This window comes from Acidocella sp. (assembly GCF_050253495.1).
Taxonomy (GTDB): Bacteria; Pseudomonadota; Alphaproteobacteria; order Acetobacterales; family Acetobacteraceae; genus Acidocella.
The window spans coordinates 1-18,419 of sequence record NZ_JBFWIX010000035.1; the positions used below are offsets into that span (position 1 = coordinate 1).

The following is an 18,419-nucleotide window of genomic DNA, read 5'->3' on the forward strand; positions in this document are numbered from 1 at the left end:
GTCACGGCCCAGGATGAAGGCGATCTCCGCCTCCACCTTCGGCTGCAACACGTCGGAGAGCGCGATTTCCTCGGCGTCGCCGCGCGCCATGTCGGCGAACAGCATGCCGTAATCGGGTTGATTCACCCCAAGCTGCTTCTGCACCGCCAATGAGGTCAGTCCGATCTTGCGACCCACAAGACGCCGCCCGGCTTTCAGTGCGCGCTCGGTGTTCACCGCCTGCACTTGGTAGGCGGCTTCAACGTCGCCTTCCGGCAACAATGTGCGGATCGGCGCGACCGGCACGCCGGACCGTGCAGCCTCGTGCAAAATATCCGCGGCCTTGCCGATTGCTTCTTTGTCTGTCACGCTCGTCATTTGCCCTTCGTTCGCCTGTGACACGCAAGCAGCCAAACATCGGGGCAAACAGCCTGCGACATCGAACTCACGGCGTTGGCTCCTTCCCCCGAAATTTTGTTTGTCCTTGCAACCTCCGGAACAATGGCCACGCCGCTCGGCCGGCGTCCAATACTGATTGAATTTATTAATATACGTTTTTGGTATAAAGCATCTTGTGTTATCCATATATTGTGTTGTGAGGCCTTTCTATGCGAGTTTTCGCCGCCGCGTCACGGCACAGGGTAAGTACTTAAGATCAAGATCGGGAAACAGATGGAACTCAGGCAACTCCGCTATTTCGAGGCGCTTGGTAGCACCCTCAGCTTTAGTCGCGCCGCCGAGCAATTGAACATTGCCCAACCCCCTTTAACGCGCCAAGTCCAGCAGCTCGAGGAAGAGTTGGGAGTTCTATTGATTGACCGCTCCAAGCGCCCGTTAAGGCTAACCCTTGCCGGCAAATATTTTTACGATAAAGCCATTCAAATATTGTCAGAGCTTGATGAGTTACGCCGAATCACAAAACAAATTGGCAGTGGAAAACGGCATAACCTGCGCGTGGGTTTCGTACCCTCTATTCTGTATGGCGATATTCCAAAAGTTTTATATGAATTTATGCAGCGTCACGATACCATCGACGTGCAACTCTTCGAGTTGACTTCAGTGCAACAAGCTCAGGCCTTGCAGGCAGGGCGCATAGATGTCGGGTTTGGCCGCCTGACCGTTCCGCAGGATGGTTTAACCAACATCCTGGTCAGGGAAGAGCCTCTGGTCGCAGTGATCCCGGTTGACGGCAAATTCACGGCCGAGCAGGTTACGCTGGAACAGCTTTCAAGCCAATCCATTATCATCTATCCTTCGCAACCTCGCCCCAGTTTCGCTGACCAGGTTCTTTCCCTCTTCCGCATGCGGGGGCTGACCATCAGTCACACTATCGATTCCAATGGCCTGCAAACCGCGATCGGTTTGGTTGCCGCTGGTATGGGGATTACGGTAGTGCCTGGCTCGGTAAAATTATTGAAGCGCGACGACGTTCGTTATGTGGATATCTTGGACCCTCGTGCCACCACACCGCTGATTATGATGCATCGGCAGAGAAACAACTCAGAGGATTTTGAGCTGTTTCTGTCTGAGTTCAGGCGTCTTGGCCAAACACATAGGATATTTGACACCCCTCCTATTCCTACACCTAGCGTTTTTTAAGCTACGAGTTCAACAAGATACAATAATATAGAGATTTAGCATGACCTATTACTTCGAGAATTCAGATATTTGTCCTCTCGGTAGGTAAGGCTGATGCTGAACCAGCCTCCTAGTCAGGTGACATGCTAGCTGAAACGCATCTCAAAAACGCAAAATTTATTATCTGTTTTTTACTATACCTTTACCGTATATCTTTCGTCAAGAACAGTATTGGACCTTGCTCCTCCATAATGATATTGGCTCCTTCAACACGTCCGGGAGTGCGTGATTTTTCAGAAACAATTGCACATAAGCAGCACGGCCCCAGGAAATGGTCGCCGAATGCAGCGGTGCACAATGGGAGACGACGGCCATGGCTATTACCGGTGTACTGCGTCCCGGACATACCCAATTGCGCGTACTTGACCTCGAAGCTTCGGTGAAGTTCTATACTGACATTATGGGATTGGAAGAGACCGGACGCGACAGCAGCGGACGAGTCTACTTTAAATGCCTCGATGAAGTTGATCATCACAGTCTTATTATACGCCAATCCGAAAAGACCGGCATGGACTTCTACGGATTTCGTGTTCTTGATCGCCAGACATTGGAAAAGTTAGATTCAGATCTCCGTGCCTTCGGTATCCCCACCACTCATATTCCAGCTGGAGACCTACTGGAAACCGGTGAACGTATACGCTTTACCGTGCCCAGTGGTCATGTCATTGAGCTTTATGCAGAAAAAACAAATATTGGCAATTCACGCGGCTATTTAAATCCTGAAGTTGTCATCGAAGGACGCCGCGGCATCAGCCCTGTCCGTCTGGACCATTGGCAGGTACATGGGGGTGATATCGACGGCTCGGTAAAAGTCTTTACAAAGATACTCGGCTTCAGTGTCACTGAACAAATTCTCCTTGGCGATGGGACGGCCGCAGCCGTTTGGCTAAGCTGCTCCAACAAAGCGCATGATATCGCTTTTGTTCGAGACGAACGAGACAATACGTTGCATCATACAGCCTTCTATCTCGATAGTTGGCACGATGTTCTGAACGCAGCCGATATCATGGGCAAATATCGAGTAAAAGTAGATATTGGCCCAACTCGACATGGCATTACACGCGGTGCAACCATTTACGCTTTCGATCCCTCTGGGAATCGCTTCGAAACTTTTGCGGGCGGTTATACTTTCTATCCCGATATACCGCCAATTACCTGGACAGAAGATGAAATGGGAGCCGCCATATTCTATCATGATCGAAAGTTAAATGAGGCATTTTTGACGGTAGTGACCTAACATCAAAGCAACCCGCCTCTCTCTTCCGAAGAAGAGGAGAAGATACGGCATGTTTCAACTGAACGGGAACATCACGCGGAAATAGACTCTCGTACCGACATCGCCACCCTGGCTGGCCACAATATCTTGAGTGAAGCAGCCCGCAAGTTGCACCTTGCCAGCCTTATACCCCACCAACAGGCCGGGTGCGATGATGCACCGTAGTCGGTATACCCTGGTTCTTGTCCGGCGTCACCTGCATGGTGTAATAAGCAACCGGACCCACCGACCATTTTCCGAAATTATGCAAAACTGTGAGATCAACAAAAAGCTGATCGCCGGCGTGTAATCCGTCGCCCTGTCTTCGGTATTTGTATTGTAAAAAAGGTGTGCGGATAGCACTCAATTCGACTGCCCGATGGAATGGCAAAGAGAGCATCGAAAGACTCCTTGCCAAATGCCACTGCAATATCATTGAACGTTTGATCTGCTGATTGCGCATTGTGGCCTCGTTGTTTAAATGCCCGCCTCCGGAGTGCCGACGGCTATGTTGGGCGGGCATGTGAATGCGGGCTTGACCTGGACGCCGCAGAAGCAGTTGGAAGCCTCGCAGACGGTGCCCTCGAACACGCTTCTGGAAGCGCGCTATGTGTTAGCGATGCCAGGACAATAATTTAGGTAGGACCAGTCATCATTTAAACCAGATTGTGACGGCTATGAGGTGTATACTTCGCTAGGAAGTTCCTGGCCGTTTTTTCATAACGCGTTGCGACGGCACAGAACTACTTGAGTTTGGCAAAGACTACCCAAAAAAGGACAGCACTATGCCGCCACTGCTATGAGATGGCCTCGATCATCAAGAGTATTAGCAATGCTCAACAAATTCTTGTGCCCGCCGTCCCGGCCAGAATGGCACCAGCATCCTGCAGCCGTCCTATGGCTGCTGGGCGGCCGGTCTCGCTGGCAAAGCGGCAGGCGGCAGCCACTTTCGGCCCCATGCTGCCGGCGGCGAACTGCCCCCCCGCCAGATCCTCCGGCCGGGCCTGCCGCAACGGGCGCTGGGCGGATGTGCCGTAATCAAGGTAGACGGCCTCCACATCCGTCAACATCATGAACAAGTCAACGTGCAGCCGGGCGGCCAGCAACGCGCTGGCGGCATCCTTATCAATCACCGCCTCCGCGCCCCGCCACTTACCCGCCGCATCGCGCAGTACCGGAATACCGCCCCCGCCCGCGCAAATGACCAGCGTGCCCGCCTCCATCAGCCGGATGATGCTGGTCTCGTTCAGCACCGCAACCGGCGCGGGGGAGGCCACGACACGCCGCCAGAACTGACCGTCCGGCGCCACCTGCCAGCCGCGCTGTGCGGCGAGCCACTTGGCCGTCTCCTCATTATAAACAGGGCCGATGGGTTTGCTGGGGGCGGCGAAGGCCGGGTCATCCGACTTCACCTCGATCCGCGTGAGCAAGGTGGCAATCTCCGTGCCCGGCGGCAGGGCGTTGGCCAGCTCCTGCTCCAGCGCATAGCCAATCCAGCCCTCGCTTTCCGCGTCCAGATCATCCAGTGGCTGGGCGGAGGCTGGCGGCCCGGCCTCGGCCTGCAGGGCCAGCAGCCCCACCTGCGGGCCGTTACCGTGGGTGACAATGAGGCTATGCCCCGCCGCCACCAATGAAGCGAGCTGCACGGCGGCCTGCGCCACAGTCTCACGCTGGGCGGCGGCACTCAGCGTCTCACCCCGCTTCAAGAGGGCATTGCCGCCCAATGCCGCGACAATGCGCATCTCAGGCCAGGGTGGCGACGAGCATCGCCTTGATCGAGTGCATACGGTTTTCGGCTTCATCGAACACGATGGAAGCGGGGGATTCGAACACCTCGTCCGTCACCTCCATGGCGGAGAGACCGAAACGTTTCTGGATATCCTGTCCCACATGCGTTTCGGTATTATGGAAGGCGGGCAGGCAATGCATGAATTTCACCGCGTCATTGCCGGTGGTTTTCATCAGCGCCTTATCCACTTGGTAGGGGCGCAGCAGCTTGATACGGGGCTCCCAGAGGCTGTCATCCTCCCCCATCGACAGCCAAACATCGGTGTAGATGAAATCCACACCCTGCACGGCCTTCTTCGGGTCGGACTCGAAGGTGATTTCGGCACCGCTGATGGCACAGGCCTCATCCAGCCGGGCCTTATCCTCCGCCAGAGGCCATAATGCCTCAGGCGCGCCAAAGCGCATTTTCATGCCCAGCTTGGCCGCCCCCATGGCCAGGGAAAGTGCCACATTATCCTGCCCATCGCCCATGAAGGCGAAGCTGATTTGCTTTAACGGCTTGTCGCAGAATTCCCGCATGGTCATGAAATCCGCCAGCACCTGGGTGGGATGCGCGGCATCGGTGAGGCCATTATAGACCGGCACGCCAGCATACTGTGCCAGCGCTTCCACATCCGCCTGGGCGAACCCCCGGAACTCGATGGCATCATACATACGGCCCAAAACACGTGCCGTATCCTTGACACTTTCCTTATGGCCGATATGGCTGCCGCTGGGCCCCATATAGGTGACATGCGCGCCCTGGTCATAGGCCGCAACCTCGAACCCGGAGCGGGTGCGGGTGGAGTCCTTCTCGAAGATCAAGGCCAGAGCTTTGCCTTTCAGGCGCTGCACCTCGTAGCCGCCGCGCTTTGCGGCTTTCAGTTCAGCGCCCAGGCGCAGAAGATCGAGAATCTCGGCTTCGGAAAAATCATCCAGCCGCAATACGGAACGGCCGCGCAGATTGGTCATTCGTTTTACTCCTTAAAGTGCGTCACGGCGGATGGGGCAAGTCATGCAATGCGAGCCGCCGCGCCCGCGCCCCAGCTCAGCGCCTTCGATGGTGATCACCTCCACCCCCTGCTGGCGCAGCCTGGTGTTGGTGTAGACATTGCGGTCATAAGCCAGGACAACGCCGGGCTCGACCGCGAAGACATTATTGCCGTCATCCCATTGCTCGCGTTCGGCTTCGTAGGAATCACCGCCGGTTTCGATCACGCGCAGCGCCTTCAGCCCGGCGGTATCCGCCACGGTTTCGAGAAAGCTCCGCTTTTCCTCTACAATCTTCAGCTCCCCTTTCTTGGCCCCGGGATAGAGGGAGAAAGGCCGCAGCCGGTGCACGACATCAGGATAAATGGTCACCAGATCACGGTCGCAGAAGGTGAAGACGGTATCGAGATGCATGAAGGAACGGTCGCTTGGCATCAAGGCGGCGATCACGCGTTCCGCGGCGCCCGCGGCGAACAGGCGCTTGGCATAAAGCGAGACCGCCTGCGGGGTGGAACGCTCGCCCATGCCAACCAGCACAATGCCATTGCCAAGCGGCATCACGTCGCCACCTTCCAGGCTGATAACCCCGTGTTCCTCTTCCGGTGCACTGAACCAGAAATCGAACGAACTGCCCTTGAAGCGCGGATGGAATTTATAGACGGCGGCAACATTCGCCGCTTCCTGCTGGCGGGCGGGCCAATGCATCGGATTCACGAACACGCCGGTTTCAACCCAGCAGCTCGTATCACGGGTAAAAAGCTGGTTGGGCAAAGGCGGCAGGATGAATTCATGTGCTTCGCGGGTCAGCCCGTAAAGTGTATGCGGCAGAAACGGCAATTCCGCGCGGGCGATGCCGCCAATCAAATAAGTTGCAAGCTGGGCGGCTGGCATTTCATCCAGCCAGGCACGAAGATCGGCATCCGCGCTGCCAGCCTCGGCTGCACCCAGCCGCTTATCCAGAAGCCACAAGCGGGCGTCAGAATCGGCCAACGTGGCAGCCAATGCTTCACCAAATTCCAGTACATCCACATCACGCTCGCGCAGCGCGTCGACAAACGCATCATGTTCCTGCCTGGCTTTTTTTGTCCAGATCACGTCGTCAAACAGCAATTCATGGCAGTTCGCGGGGGTCAGGCGGCTCAGGCTGAGATCGGGCCTGTGCACCATGACTTCGCGCAATTTCCCAACTTCCGAGAACACGCCCGGATTCGGTAAAGATGTTGACATCGCTAAATTCCCTTGTGACTGGCCATAAGGTTAAAACGGCAATGCAACTGTCGCATTGTGCAAAATCAAATCGTTGATTTTTATAGAATTATTAACGGCACAACACTTAACAGCCGCGCAGGCTGTACTCCATCGAAGTAATGGCTGGCAGCAAAGAGCGGCGGCGGCGATGAAAATCTATTCCAGCACCGCTCACCCATGAATAAGAAACTCAACCGATACTCACCGTGCCATTGGCGATCAGGATAAGCGAGATGATGGCGGCCATCAGCAGCAAGATCGCCGCGATAGCCTCAGCGCGGGTAAAGGCTGGATGACCGGGTCTGCTTTCTTTCGCCGCATACCAGTAGACCGGAATGCCAATGGCATAGACAATGGTGGAAAGCAGCACGAATTGTGGTCCCGCAGCATAAAGCAACCACACCGCATAAACCGAACCCAGTATGCCGCTGACAAGGGCAGGGCCCCGATGCTCGCTTCCATGCGCCACCCCAAAAGCCGAATTGGAGGCATAGCGCGCCAAGTAAGCCGTGCTGGCGAAATAGGGCGGCAGGATCATCACGCCGGTGATGGCGACCATCCACAGCCAGGCATTGTTCGCGAACATCACCACAAACATCGAGGCTTGCATCACCAGAGTGGAGAGCAGCAGGGAAGGAGCCGGCGAATGACGGCTGTTCTCCCTCGCCAAAGCCTTGGGAAACACGCCGTCCCGTGCCCCTTCAAAGGGCAACTCTGCCACAAGAATTGTCCAGGCCAGCCAGCAGCTCAGCAAGGACACCAACACGGAGATGATAATGAACACCGCGCCCCAATGACCGACCACCGTGTTCAACACATATGCCGTGGAAGGACCGTTGAGCGCCGCGAGCTGCGCCTGGGTCATCACCCCGAACGGAAGCACGGAAACCAACGCGTAGAGCACCAGGCAAACAAGCAGGCCAAGGAAGGTGGAACGCCCGATATCCTCCGAATGCTTTGCCCGGCCTGAGACAACAACAGCCCCCTCGATGCCGATAAACACCCAGAGCGTCACCATCATCGTGCTCTTCACTTGGGTCAGTACGCTACCCAGATGCGCATGCGTGCCCCAGGTGTCCAAGGAGAATTTCCCGGAATTGAAGAACACGGCGAGGATGACGATCAGCGCGAGGATGGGGATGATCTTTGTCGCCGTGGCCACCGCATTGAGAAACGCGGCGCTTTTCACCCCAGCCAGGACAAGAAAATACATACCCCAAATAAGGATGGACCCGCCTAATATGGCTTGCCAGGATTTGCCGCTAAGCAGGCCTGGGTAGAAATAACCGAGTGTTTGCATGACCAGCACGGCAAATCCGACATTGCCGAACGCCGCGCTAAGCCAATATCCCCAGGCGGAATTGAAGCCGGCGAAGCGTCCGAACCCCTCGCGCGCATAGGTGTAGATACCCGCCGTCAGATCCGGCCTTTTATCCGCCAGCGTACGAAAGGTGTTGGCAAGAAAATACATGCCCACACCGGTCACGATCCAAGCAATGACAATGGCGCCTAACCCCGCGCCGACGGCCATATTTTGTGGCAGGTTAAATACACCACCTCCAATCATCGATCCAATGACCATGCCAAGCAGGCTAAAGAGGCCAACCGTCCGAGCCTCGGACGGAGGCTTCACGTTGGCTGTGTTTGGCGCGGATTTAGCGGCCCGTACAGGGCTTGTCTCATCCATCTTAGACACTCCGTTTTAAAAATATCTTTAAAGGTACAGAACCCGGGACGGGACGCCATGATTTGCGTCAAATTCGCATCATTGCCCGTACAGAGGCAGCTCAGGATGATTTTGGAGCGGTTCCCTTCTGGTTTTTATTTTTCCAGACTTCCACTTAGACAGCATACCCACCTCTTTCCACAACCTACATTGCCCCCAGGAGCGCCAAGTCGTCACCTTCTCAATCCCTTTTACGACAGATGAAAGGTGCACAATACGATTAACAAAATGCCGGGTGTATGAATTTGATCAGGATTGAGTTCACCAAGTTTGACCAGATGTTCGACTCCGACGAGGATGATCTTACCCGCTGTTGCCATCATGGGGTTGAAGTTTCTGGCTCACTTTTGGAATACGAGATTCCCTTCGATATCAGCTTTCCAGGCAATGCTATTGACACAACGATGCGAATAGAGCTTCGCTGCAGACATCGTTATTATTCTGGAAGCTCTGATGCAACATGACCTAGTCATCCGCGATGGCGAGATCATTGCGTACCGGCTCTTTGGCGTTGCCCATGAAATCGACCTCAAGCAGGTAGAGACCCTATGGACCAGTCAGACAGGCTCCGCCCGAAGGGGTTGGCTAAATGCGGCGCAGCCCAAAGCAATGACATTTGGCGTACCTCCCGTGGCGCTGCCTCTTGGTCCAATTATATTGCAATTAGAGAATGAGAGCATTGCCGCGAAGGTAACGGCGCGTATCTATGACTTTGGCACGATCTCCTTTGCGGTACATGTGCCTATCAGAGAAGTGGATTGGATGCATTTTGTAGCCCAACTAAACATAGTAGATCGAGCGATCGGTCAGTCATCCAACACTAACTTCTGGTATGATTTTCTACAGAAAACGCAAGATCTACTAAGGCCAGCACTGACACGTCCAGTTAACTTGCCGCTCGAAGAGGATTACCTAATAGGCTTGGTCCGTACCTTCAACGACGAATTTGAGGCAGGCGCATTACTTGCAAATGTGGACCTGGCGGCGTTGCTCTCTGGCGAACAGCGCCAACTCTCAGAAAGCACGCGGCAAGACCTGATGCGGCAGCATTTCTCCTATTACGCAGATGATCTCGTGTTACTGACATGGGCTCGTGCTTTCATCTGTGAGCCGCGCGGCGACACAGACGTAATAGATGTTTTAGAAGTTGCAAACGCCCGGCTCTTGAAGACTCGTTATTTTGACGAGCTCCTGGACGCCGAATTACCCCAGATGTATGACTTAATTAATGATGTCCGGCGGACAAATCTCTTCGTCGCTCCGCGTCGCTTTTCCACTTTGGCTCGCCGCTTGTACACACTGGTCGCGGAAGTGACCGAATTTTCAGAAAAACTCGATAATGCCTTGCAGGCTACTGGTGACGTTTATTTGGCTCGCGTCTACGCTGGAGCGTTGGATCTCTTCCGAGTTCATACTATCAACGCGGCTGTTGATCGAAAACTTTCGATCCTACGCGAGACATATTCTGCTTTGCATGCGGAGGCTTCAAGCGCACGTGGTGAGCTTCTAGAAATTTTGGTAGTGATTCTAATTGCAATGGAATTGGTACTTCCATTCTTGCAAAAGTAATGCCGAAATATCCTTGGCGATATCTCCTAGCGGCAAACACTCGTTCCATGATCACTTCATGCTATTTTGATTCTATTTCGAAATATCACAAACAGGCATATCGGTAGCGCCTAAACTAGCAACATGCATGCGCATGAAGCCATTGTACGAAGTCAAATCTATTGGACAGTACATCTCTACCATCTAGGTCAGACACCAAGGAATAAGCCAGGCCAGTGTGACCAAGCCAGCCTGATTTGCAGCCTATTAACGGAAATAAGAGGCTAACCTGCTGATCTTTTTGAGGCACCAACGCGGCTTCGCCACTTGCGCCATGTATAGAACGGGACGCCGCCAATGGTAACCAGAAATCCCCAAAAAACTGCCGCCTCGCCGGCACCATAGAGTTCCCACACTGAATAGATGAAACCGGCCAAGCCGATGAAAGCCATTCCCGCAGCTGTCTTGGCGGCAAAAAGACCTGGCCGGTCGACAAGTAATTGCAGCACCGCAGCGGCACACAGGGCGTAGGGCACCAATGTCGTCATGGTTCCAACCAGAATGATGACGCGAAAAATATCGGCCAGGGCGCCATGGCCCTCCGTCAGTAACAGCAATGTCACCAGCATGCTGGAAATAAGCAGACCCGCGGCGGGAACGCCCCGGCTATTCAAACTGCCCAGGAATTCCGGCAGCAAACCATCGCGTGCCGCCGCCCAGGGAATCTGGCCTTGCATAAGAACCCAGCCGCACAGTGCGCCGAATGTGGCAACCACGGCCCCGGCCGCGATGGCATACCCGCCCCAGGCTCCCACCATGCGGATCGCCGCGTCCGCGAAGGGAGCCGCCGAATGAGCGAGCGCGCCTGCCGGAATCATGCCCTGCACGGCAGTAACGGACAGAACATAGATAACGGCGGTAAAGCCCGTGCCGAGGAGCGTCGCACGCGGGATCGTCCGGCGCGCGTCCCGCACATTTTCCGCAGGCACCGTCGCCGACTCCAGCCCGATGAAGGACCACATGGTCAGGGTGGCGGCGGTTGCAACCGCCGCGAAAGGATTTGTTTCGGGAATCGAGAGACCAAACTTGGGATAAGTGAGATTGGCGGGGTTAAAATACCGCCATCCAAGGATCGCAATTGCCGCGAGCGGGATGACCTTCAGAAGAGTCAGCGGCACGTTGAAAGCATTGAAGAGCCTGAGGCCGGAAATATTTATGAATGTGCAGATCCAGACGGCGATGATCGCCGCCGTTACGTCAATGCCCGGAGCCGCCAGCGGCGGGAAGAAAACACTGAGATAGCCAACGAGAGAAAGCGAGATTGCCGCATTGCCGATCCAGGCCGCCTTCCAGTAGCACCAAGCGGCAAGAAAGCCTGCGAACTCGCCGAAGGCCACCCGTGTATAAGCATAAGGCCCGCCCGCGGCCGGCAGCACACCCGCGAGCCTGGCGAACATGATCGCCAGCAACAGGGAGCCGGCCGTCGAAAGCCCCCAGCCGGCCACGGCCAGTACCCCATAGCCCGCAAGAGCCGAAGGCAGCAGGAACACGCCTGAACCGATCATGTTGCCAATGACGAGCGCCGTGCATGAAACAAGGCCCATGCCAGCCGGCTGCCCGCGTGCCTTCGCCGTCTCGGGATTTTCCGGGATGCGCCCGGCATTCTCCGTCTTTGCCGCGTGGCCGAGCTGGGAGCTTGCCATGGGCCTAGCTGGCTAAAATTTCCGAGCTGTTCGCCGCTTGTTCATCAACGACGTAGCTGAACAAGCATACTTGGCCATCCTCCATGGTCTCACGATAGATACCCTGAATTTCCGCCTCGAAACCGGGAAAGAGATTGTAGCCCTCCTCCACCATCCGCAGATAAGCCAGTAGCGGAGAATTCGCGCCGCCATAGCGCTCGCCTGGCAGAACAAGTCCTATACCGGGCGGATAAACCAATGCCACCGTGGCGGAAACGCGTCCGCTGAGCTGTGCCAGAGGCAAATACTCCACTCTGTTATGCATCAGGTCTTCCCAGGCTTGGCGCGGAGGCATAATCTGTTCCGGCAGATGATTTTTCTGGAACAACTCCGCCTGCAGGCGGCTGGCCTGATGGCGGCGATAAAAATCATGCAGCCTGGCGCAAAGATCACGTAAGCCCACACCGGCATAGGCGTCCGCGTGCCGCACCGCAAAATCAGGCATCGCCGCCGCCAGCGGCGCGTTGCTGTCGTGCATCTCCTTGAAGGCGGTCAGCGCCGCGAGCAATGTACCCGCCTTGCTCGCCTCCAGCCCCGGCGTCAGCAGAAACAGAATGGAATTGAAGTCATTCTTTTCCGGCACAATACGGCGTTCGCGCAGAAACTCCGCCAATACGGGCGCGGGTACGCCACGCTCCGCATAAGCGCCAGTCTGGCGGTTAAAGCCTGGCGTCAGCAAGGTGAGCTTGTTGGGGTCCGTCATCGCATATCCAGGCACCATGCCAGGAAAGCCGTGCCAGACCGCGTCCGGCGCCAGCGCCCACGCCTCGGGGCGGCTGGAGAGAACATCGGTGGAAACGGTCTCCCAGGGCTGGCCTTCAAACATGTCCGGCACGAACGGATCGAAGAACCAGGCCTCATCCCCATTCTGCGCGCGGGCGGCAAAATCCTTGCCCAAAGAGCGCAGCATCTTGCGGATTTCAATGCCGAGCCGAATCGTATCGTCCCATAGCACCTCGCCGGAGCGGCCCTTCATCATCTGCGCGCCGACATCGAGCGAGGCGAACAGCGGATAAAATGGCGAGGTGGAATAATGCAGCATGTAAAGCTCGTTGAAGCGCCGTTGCTCCACACGCGCCTTGCCTTGCACGTGGAAATCCTTCACATGAATCTGCGAGGCCTGCGAAAAGCCGGCAAGCTGCTTATGGGTGGATTGCGTGGCGATAATACCAGGATCCCCCGGCTTCACCTCCAACCCCATCGCGTAACACCCTTCGAACAAAGGATGGAATTTCATGAACCCGGCCCAAGCCTCGTCGAACAGGATATAATCACAGAGCGGCCCGAGTTTTTCCAGGATCATCTCCGCGCTGTAGATGGTGCCGTCATAGGTGCATTGTTCTAGCACGCTGGCCCGGAAGGGGCGCTGCTTATCGGCGATGGATTTGTCGGTGACCAATGGACTCTTGCGGATGGCCTCCCGGATGGAGGCTTCATCCAAAGCCTCCCAGGCAATAGGGCCGATGAGCCCCTGCGCGTTGCGCGTGGTGGGGAGGTGGATGGGCAGGCCGCCGCCGAACAGCAGCGCCCCATGCACGGCGGCCTTGTGGTTGTTGCGGTCGAACAGCACGAGATCGCCCGGCGCGATGATGGCGGACAGCGCGATCTTGTTGGAGGTCGAGGTGCCGTTGAGCACGAAATAGGTGCGTTCCGCGCCGAAGATTTCCGCCGCCGCGATTTCCGCCTGCCGCGCAGGGCCCTCATGCACCAGCAGGTCGCCAAGTTCGATGACGGAATTATCGAGATCGTTGCGGAACACCGCCTCACCCAGATGCTCGACGAAAGCATGGCCAATGGGACTTTTGCGGTAGAACACGCCGCCATTATGGCCGGGGCACGTCCAAAGCTGGTTGCCTTGCTCGGCATAGTCCACCATGGCGCCGAAAAAGGGGGTTTTCAGGCTGTCCGCATAGCGCGCGAGATGGTCAACCAAATTCCGCGCGATAAAATCCGGCGTGTCCTCACCCGCGAATATGTAGCCTGAAACATGGCGCAGCACATCGGCGCCAATATCCTGAAATTGATGCCGCTGCGCAAACAGGAAAATCGGCATCTCCAGCCCCCGCCCACGTACCTGGCCGATGAACGCCGCAACATCGCCGAACCCCTCGCTGGCGCCCCACTCGACCAGAATGCAGCCTATGGCGGCATCGGCCGTTACCGCCTCAAGGGCATCCGTTAGATCAGCAGCACGCGTGATGTTGATATCCCGCGTTGCGATGGCTTCAACGATCCCTTCTAAATGCCGTTTCTCGGTTTCGCTCGTCTCAGCCGTTTCCACGGCGAGCAAAAAACGGAACATTGTTTCGAAACGCATTGGGCATCTCCCTTTCCGGTAGCGGGAGTATAGTCACGTAAATCCGCCTGGCATTGACCAGTATCAACTTGCGGAAGAATGAATTGTGCCAAACTCGCCCCCCTTAAGAGGGGATTAGCCAATGGACATGAAAAGCCGGAAACCTGAACAACTCGGCATGTGCGTGCTGGTGGTCAGTGACAAACCGCACCAGGATAGCGCGGCGGGGCGTGCAGCGCGGACATTGATCCAGGATTTGGAAGATCACGAGGTGGAGGCAATCCTCTCCGCCAGCGTCGAGGATGGGCAGGCCGTGATCGATTCTGACCCGCATCTCCAGGCCGTTATTTTAGATTGGGATTTACAAGCAGATAGTGGCCACCGGCATGCGGGAGATCTATTGAAGGATGTCCGCGCCCGCAACGCCGCGCTACCGGTATTTCTACTGGCCGAGCGCAACGATGCGGCCCATGTACCTGCCGAGGTAATGGCGGAGGTGGATGAATTCATCTGGCTTCTGGAAGATACGATGGAGTTCATTAGTGAACGCGTCGTCGCGGCGGTTCAGCGTTACCGCGCGGAATTGCTTCCGCCGATGTTCGGCGCCTTGATCAAATTCGCTCGGGAAGCAGAATATTCCTGGCATACGCCGGGTCATACCGGCGGTACGGCGTTTTTACGCTCGCCAGTGGGGCGGATGTTCCATGATTACTTTGGCGAAGCGCTGCTGCGCTCCGACCTTTCCATCTCCGTTGGTGAGCTGGGTTCACTGCTCGACCATTCCGGGCCGATCGGCGAGGGTGAGAAATATGCCGCGCATGTGTTTGGCGCTGACAGAACCTATTACGTGACCAACGGCACCTCCACCTCCAACCGGGTTGTGATGATGGGTACTGTGGCACGCGGGCAGACCGTGCTGGCAGACCGCAATTGTCATAAATCCGTGGAACATGGCCTCAGCCTCACGGGTGCCGTGCCGGTCTACATGATGCCGCAGCGCAATCATCTCGGGCTCATTGGCCCGATTCCACCGAAAGCCTTCGCGCCCGAAACCATCGCACGCGGCATCGCGGATGCGCCGCTCGCCAACGGCAGCAAGGACAAGCCTGCCTTGGCCATCGTGACCAACTCCACCTATGACGGGCTGTGTTACAATGCCGCCCGGGTGGAGGAATTACTCGGTCAGTCGGTCGACCGGGTGCTGTTCGACGAGGCTTGGTTTGCTTATGCACGCTTCAACCCGATCTATCGCGGCCGCCATGCCATGCGGGGTGCGCTCGGGGAATATGCGCGCACCGGCCCAACCGTGTTTGCCACGCAATCGACTCATAAGCTGCTGGCGGCACTTTCCCAGGCCTCAATGATTCATCTGCGCGAGGGGCGGGTTAAGGTGGAGCCTACCTGCTTCAATGAGGCGTTCATGATGCATGCCTCAACCTCACCGCAATATGCGATCATCGCCTCTAACGATGTAAGCGCCGCGATGATGGATGGTGCAGGCGGCAGGTTGCTCACCGGTGAGGCGATTGCCGAAGCCATCTCCTTCCGACAGATGATGGCGCGGCTGCACGCGCAATTTGCCGCGCGCGGGGACTGGTTCTTCTCCGCTTGGCAGCCGGAACAGGTGCGCGATGGTACCCGCACGCTGCGCTTTGAAAACGCCCCGGCGGCGCTTCTGGCCGAAAGCCCGGAATGCTGGCTGCTGGAACTCGGGGCCTCCTGGCATGGCTTCGCCGAGTTGGAGCCGGGTTATTGCATGCTGGACCCGATCAAGGTGACGGTGGTCACGCCGGGCACCGATGTCTCGGGCAGGCTGGCGCAGACAGGTATTCCTGCTCCGCTGCTCTCCGCATATCTGGCGGAGCACGGAATTGTGGTGGAGAAGACCGCGAATTTCTCCATCCTATTCCTGTTCTCCATTGGCGTGACGAAGGGCAAATGGGGCTCGCTGGTTAACGCGCTGATGGATTTCAAGCGCGATTACGAGGCCAATGCGCCCCTCATCCGCGTAATGCCGGCGCTGGCCGCCAGCCATGCTGCCGCCTATGCCACGCGCGGGTTGAAAGATCTTGCGCAAGCGATGTTCGAAGCCATGCGGTCGGGGCAGATGCCGCAATTACTGGAGACGGCGTACACTGTGACACCGCACGCCACCTACACGCCCGCCGCCGCTTATGACCGGCTGGTGCGCGGAGAGGCTACTCGCACGGCTTTGGCTGGCCTGGAGGCAGGTGTCGCGGCCACCGCCATCGTACCCTATCCGCCAGGTATTCCCTTGCTTATGCCGGGTGAGGCGCTGGGTGCCGCAGATGGGCCGGTGCTGCGCTACCTTGCTTCCTTGAGGGATTTCGACCAGCAATTTCCTGGTTTCGAGCATGACACGCACGGTATCGAAGCAGAGGGTGGAGACTATCACGGGTTGCATTTCTGAAACTCGTTAGGAAACAGAAAGGCGCCGGGAAATTTCCCGGCGCTAATTTTTGAGGCGTGGCACGCGTCGCGTTCGGCGTGATGTGTTCGGAGAAGCCTCGATCTGAGGCCTGCGCCGGATTGAGAGCGGCTGATGCACGAGAACGGCTTCCCAGACGCGCCCGAAGCGCCGTGCTGATGTCTGGTGTTAGGACCGTCACTATCCACAATATCACCTCCAAAATTCAGGAGGACAATTCAAGCAAATCAAACTGCGCCACGAGATGGGGGACTCACACCAGTTACTGTGATCCCGCACTGGCATGTCGATGTCGAAGCCAAACCCCGATGGGGTACATGCCCCGTGGAGCCTGGGGAGTATTCCATTGGCCCCGTCGGCTCGCCCTTGGTCATGCTAAACCAACAGAAGGACGCGTAGTCGCGTAGATATCGGCGACGGAAACGACTCTGATTACAAATTCCTTATCTTTTCCCGTCGATTCCACGCTATGGCTTTCCGGCTGGCGCTTCCACTGTGCTTCCACAAGTGGTTTTCGAGAGCGGGATTTTAGGTGGTAAAGCCATCGATATATGTTTTATATATCAATGGCTTATGTAATGGTTGCGGGGATAGGATTTGAACCTATGACCTTCAGGTTATGAGCCTGACGAGCTACCGGGCGACGCCCTTGAAATAAAAGGCTAATTTCTCCTTTCACAGTCTCCGTGGGTCTTGCAGAGGGTCGGTACAGTTGTCACCGCTATTCTTGAAGCTTGGCGAGCTAACGAGCCCACTTTCTGCATTGCTTAGCCCACTTATTTTTCATACAACATTTGCGCAAAAATCTGCAACTACAATAAATAACATCGCTCAACGGAATCCAAACTGAGGCTTGACCCATTGCGTAACTTGATTTCCGACCTGAAAATGGGAAAGCATAAATTTCATTGTCAAACCAAGCGATGAGTGGACAGACCCTCTGTGCCATTAGGACCCCTCCACTTTTCCGAAGAACGTCCAACCTGACCGACACCGTCGTCACAACCACCGACAAGAGCCGCTGTAAATCAGCATAGATGCCTACGCCAAGTAAAACCTGGTTTGTGTTTACATCGTGGTGAATTTAGAAAGCTGTTACCAATCGTATATCAAAGAAATCTCCGCCAACATCATTCCTTGTGGCCAAGCTGTGGTTCCAGAATGCGGTTAGATCTATGCCGTTTCGAAACCGATAACCAACGATAGGGCCAATACTGTAATTTGCGACTTTGCTCTGCAGAACGGCGGCACCGTTGATCGTATCGTTTGACACTTGATTTTGCTGGCTGCCGCCTAGGCCAATTGTAAATCGATTAATAGTCTTAGTTAGTGTATAATCCGCCGAGAACTCAGAGGCGGAATGATACGTATTGCCGCTATAATGATGACTAGTATTCACAGCAAATCCCGTTCCGATACTGATATCCCAACCATTATACAACCAACTAATTCCAACATTTGGCTCAAAAGTCGCGAAAGCACTGCCTGAAGGTACGCCACCATTCGTCAAGCGTCCGTCATATAAGTCTGACATTGTGGTTGATGCATCAGGAATCAAAATCGTTAGGCTATTGCGCACATAAACGTTGCCTGGAACAGACCGAAGGGGCAGGCTCCATGATAGCATGTACGGAATAACAATGGTGTTATATGTACCTAGTGTTCTGATCGGAAAGTAGTCTACATTCTGGCTAAACCTTAAACTTGGGGAGGCTAGGATGTCGAAGGGTCGTGCGGTTGCTGTCATGTTGGATGATGCTGAGCAAGCTGCCCTGACGGCT

The 18,419-nt window shown here is 55.8% G+C and carries 15 protein-coding genes; 5 read left to right on the top strand and 10 right to left on the bottom strand.

Annotation, left to right across the window (positions count from 1 at the left end):
* The coding region (locus AB7D48_RS16700) for a 2-keto-4-pentenoate hydratase (RefSeq protein ID WP_427981523.1) at window positions 1-357 on the bottom strand (357 nt) is incomplete at its 3' end.
* 294 nt (window positions 358-651) lie between these two features.
* Here AB7D48_RS16700 and AB7D48_RS16705 point away from each other — a divergent pair.
* Both AB7D48_RS16705 and AB7D48_RS16710 read left to right on the top strand, forming a co-directional pair.
* Complete coding sequence (locus AB7D48_RS16705; protein ID WP_427981526.1) at window positions 652-1,578, top strand: LysR family transcriptional regulator; 927 nt, start codon at window positions 652-654, stop codon at window positions 1,576-1,578.
* A gap of 352 nt (window positions 1,579-1,930) precedes the next feature.
* Entirely contained in the window at window positions 1,931-2,854 is a 924-nt protein-coding gene (locus tag AB7D48_RS16710; protein WP_427981528.1) for a catechol 2,3-dioxygenase, read from the top strand.
* Window positions 2,855-3,017: 163 nt separating this feature from the next.
* On the opposite strand, the gene AB7D48_RS16715 is transcribed toward AB7D48_RS16710, so the two are convergent.
* Window positions 3,018-3,335 (bottom strand): transporter, encoded by a 318-nt coding sequence (locus AB7D48_RS16715; protein ID WP_427981531.1) that lies wholly within the window; start codon window positions 3,333-3,335, stop codon window positions 3,018-3,020.
* An 18-nt stretch (window positions 3,336-3,353) separates the two neighbouring features.
* Between AB7D48_RS16715 and AB7D48_RS16720 the strand changes: the two genes are divergently transcribed.
* The gene (locus AB7D48_RS16720; RefSeq protein WP_427981533.1) at window positions 3,354-3,506 is read left to right on the top strand and encodes a hypothetical protein; all 153 of its coding nucleotides are present in this window, start codon (window positions 3,354-3,356) and stop codon (window positions 3,504-3,506) included.
* A 202-nt stretch (window positions 3,507-3,708) separates the two neighbouring features.
* Here AB7D48_RS16720 and AB7D48_RS16725 read toward each other — a convergent pair whose 3' ends face one another.
* From AB7D48_RS16725 to AB7D48_RS16745, 5 genes are all read right to left on the bottom strand, one after another.
* Window positions 3,709-4,614, bottom strand: a complete 906-nt coding sequence (locus tag AB7D48_RS16725) for a carbamate kinase (RefSeq protein ID WP_427981535.1) — start codon at window positions 4,612-4,614, stop codon at window positions 3,709-3,711.
* A 1-nt stretch (window position 4,615) separates the two neighbouring features.
* Window positions 4,616-5,611 (bottom strand): ornithine carbamoyltransferase, encoded by a 996-nt coding sequence (gene argF, locus AB7D48_RS16730; RefSeq protein ID WP_427981538.1) that lies wholly within the window; start codon window positions 5,609-5,611, stop codon window positions 4,616-4,618.
* A gap of 12 nt (window positions 5,612-5,623) precedes the next feature.
* A complete protein-coding gene (locus AB7D48_RS16735; RefSeq protein WP_427981541.1) occupies window positions 5,624-6,856 on the bottom strand; it encodes an arginine deiminase in 1,233 nt (410 codons plus the stop codon).
* A 211-nt stretch (window positions 6,857-7,067) separates the two neighbouring features.
* Window positions 7,068-8,564: a basic amino acid/polyamine antiporter gene (locus tag AB7D48_RS16740; protein ID WP_427981544.1), complete on the bottom strand. Its 1,497-nt coding sequence runs from the start codon at window positions 8,562-8,564 to the stop codon at window positions 7,068-7,070.
* A gap of 230 nt (window positions 8,565-8,794) precedes the next feature.
* Window positions 8,795-8,926 carry a hypothetical protein gene (locus tag AB7D48_RS16745; RefSeq protein ID WP_427981546.1) on the bottom strand — a complete coding sequence of 44 codons (132 nt, stop codon included), beginning with the start codon at window positions 8,924-8,926 and terminating at the stop codon, window positions 8,795-8,797.
* 130 nt (window positions 8,927-9,056) lie between these two features.
* Between AB7D48_RS16745 and AB7D48_RS16750 the strand changes: the two genes are divergently transcribed.
* Window positions 9,057-10,172 carry a hypothetical protein gene (locus AB7D48_RS16750; RefSeq protein ID WP_427981548.1) on the top strand — a complete coding sequence of 372 codons (1,116 nt, stop codon included), beginning with the start codon at window positions 9,057-9,059 and terminating at the stop codon, window positions 10,170-10,172.
* Window positions 10,173-10,435: 263 nt separating this feature from the next.
* Here the strand turns inward: AB7D48_RS16750 and AB7D48_RS16755 are convergent, their stop codons facing one another.
* Together AB7D48_RS16755 and AB7D48_RS16760 are read right to left on the bottom strand one after the other, a co-directional pair.
* Window positions 10,436-11,854: an amino acid permease gene (locus AB7D48_RS16755; protein ID WP_427981551.1), complete on the bottom strand. Its 1,419-nt coding sequence runs from the start codon at window positions 11,852-11,854 to the stop codon at window positions 10,436-10,438.
* Window positions 11,855-11,858: 4 nt separating this feature from the next.
* Window positions 11,859-14,210, bottom strand: coding sequence for an Orn/Lys/Arg decarboxylase N-terminal domain-containing protein (locus AB7D48_RS16760; protein WP_427981553.1), 2,352 nt, complete (start codon window positions 14,208-14,210; stop codon window positions 11,859-11,861).
* Between the two features lie 121 nt (window positions 14,211-14,331).
* Between AB7D48_RS16760 and AB7D48_RS16765 the strand changes: the two genes are divergently transcribed.
* Window positions 14,332-16,620: an Orn/Lys/Arg decarboxylase N-terminal domain-containing protein gene (locus tag AB7D48_RS16765; RefSeq protein ID WP_427981555.1), complete on the top strand. Its 2,289-nt coding sequence runs from the start codon at window positions 14,332-14,334 to the stop codon at window positions 16,618-16,620.
* Window positions 16,621-17,722: 1,102 nt separating this feature from the next.
* On the opposite strand, the gene AB7D48_RS16770 is transcribed toward AB7D48_RS16765, so the two are convergent.
* Window positions 17,723-18,419 (bottom strand): transporter (locus AB7D48_RS16770; protein WP_427981557.1); only part of this gene is annotated, 697 nt, incomplete at its 5' end.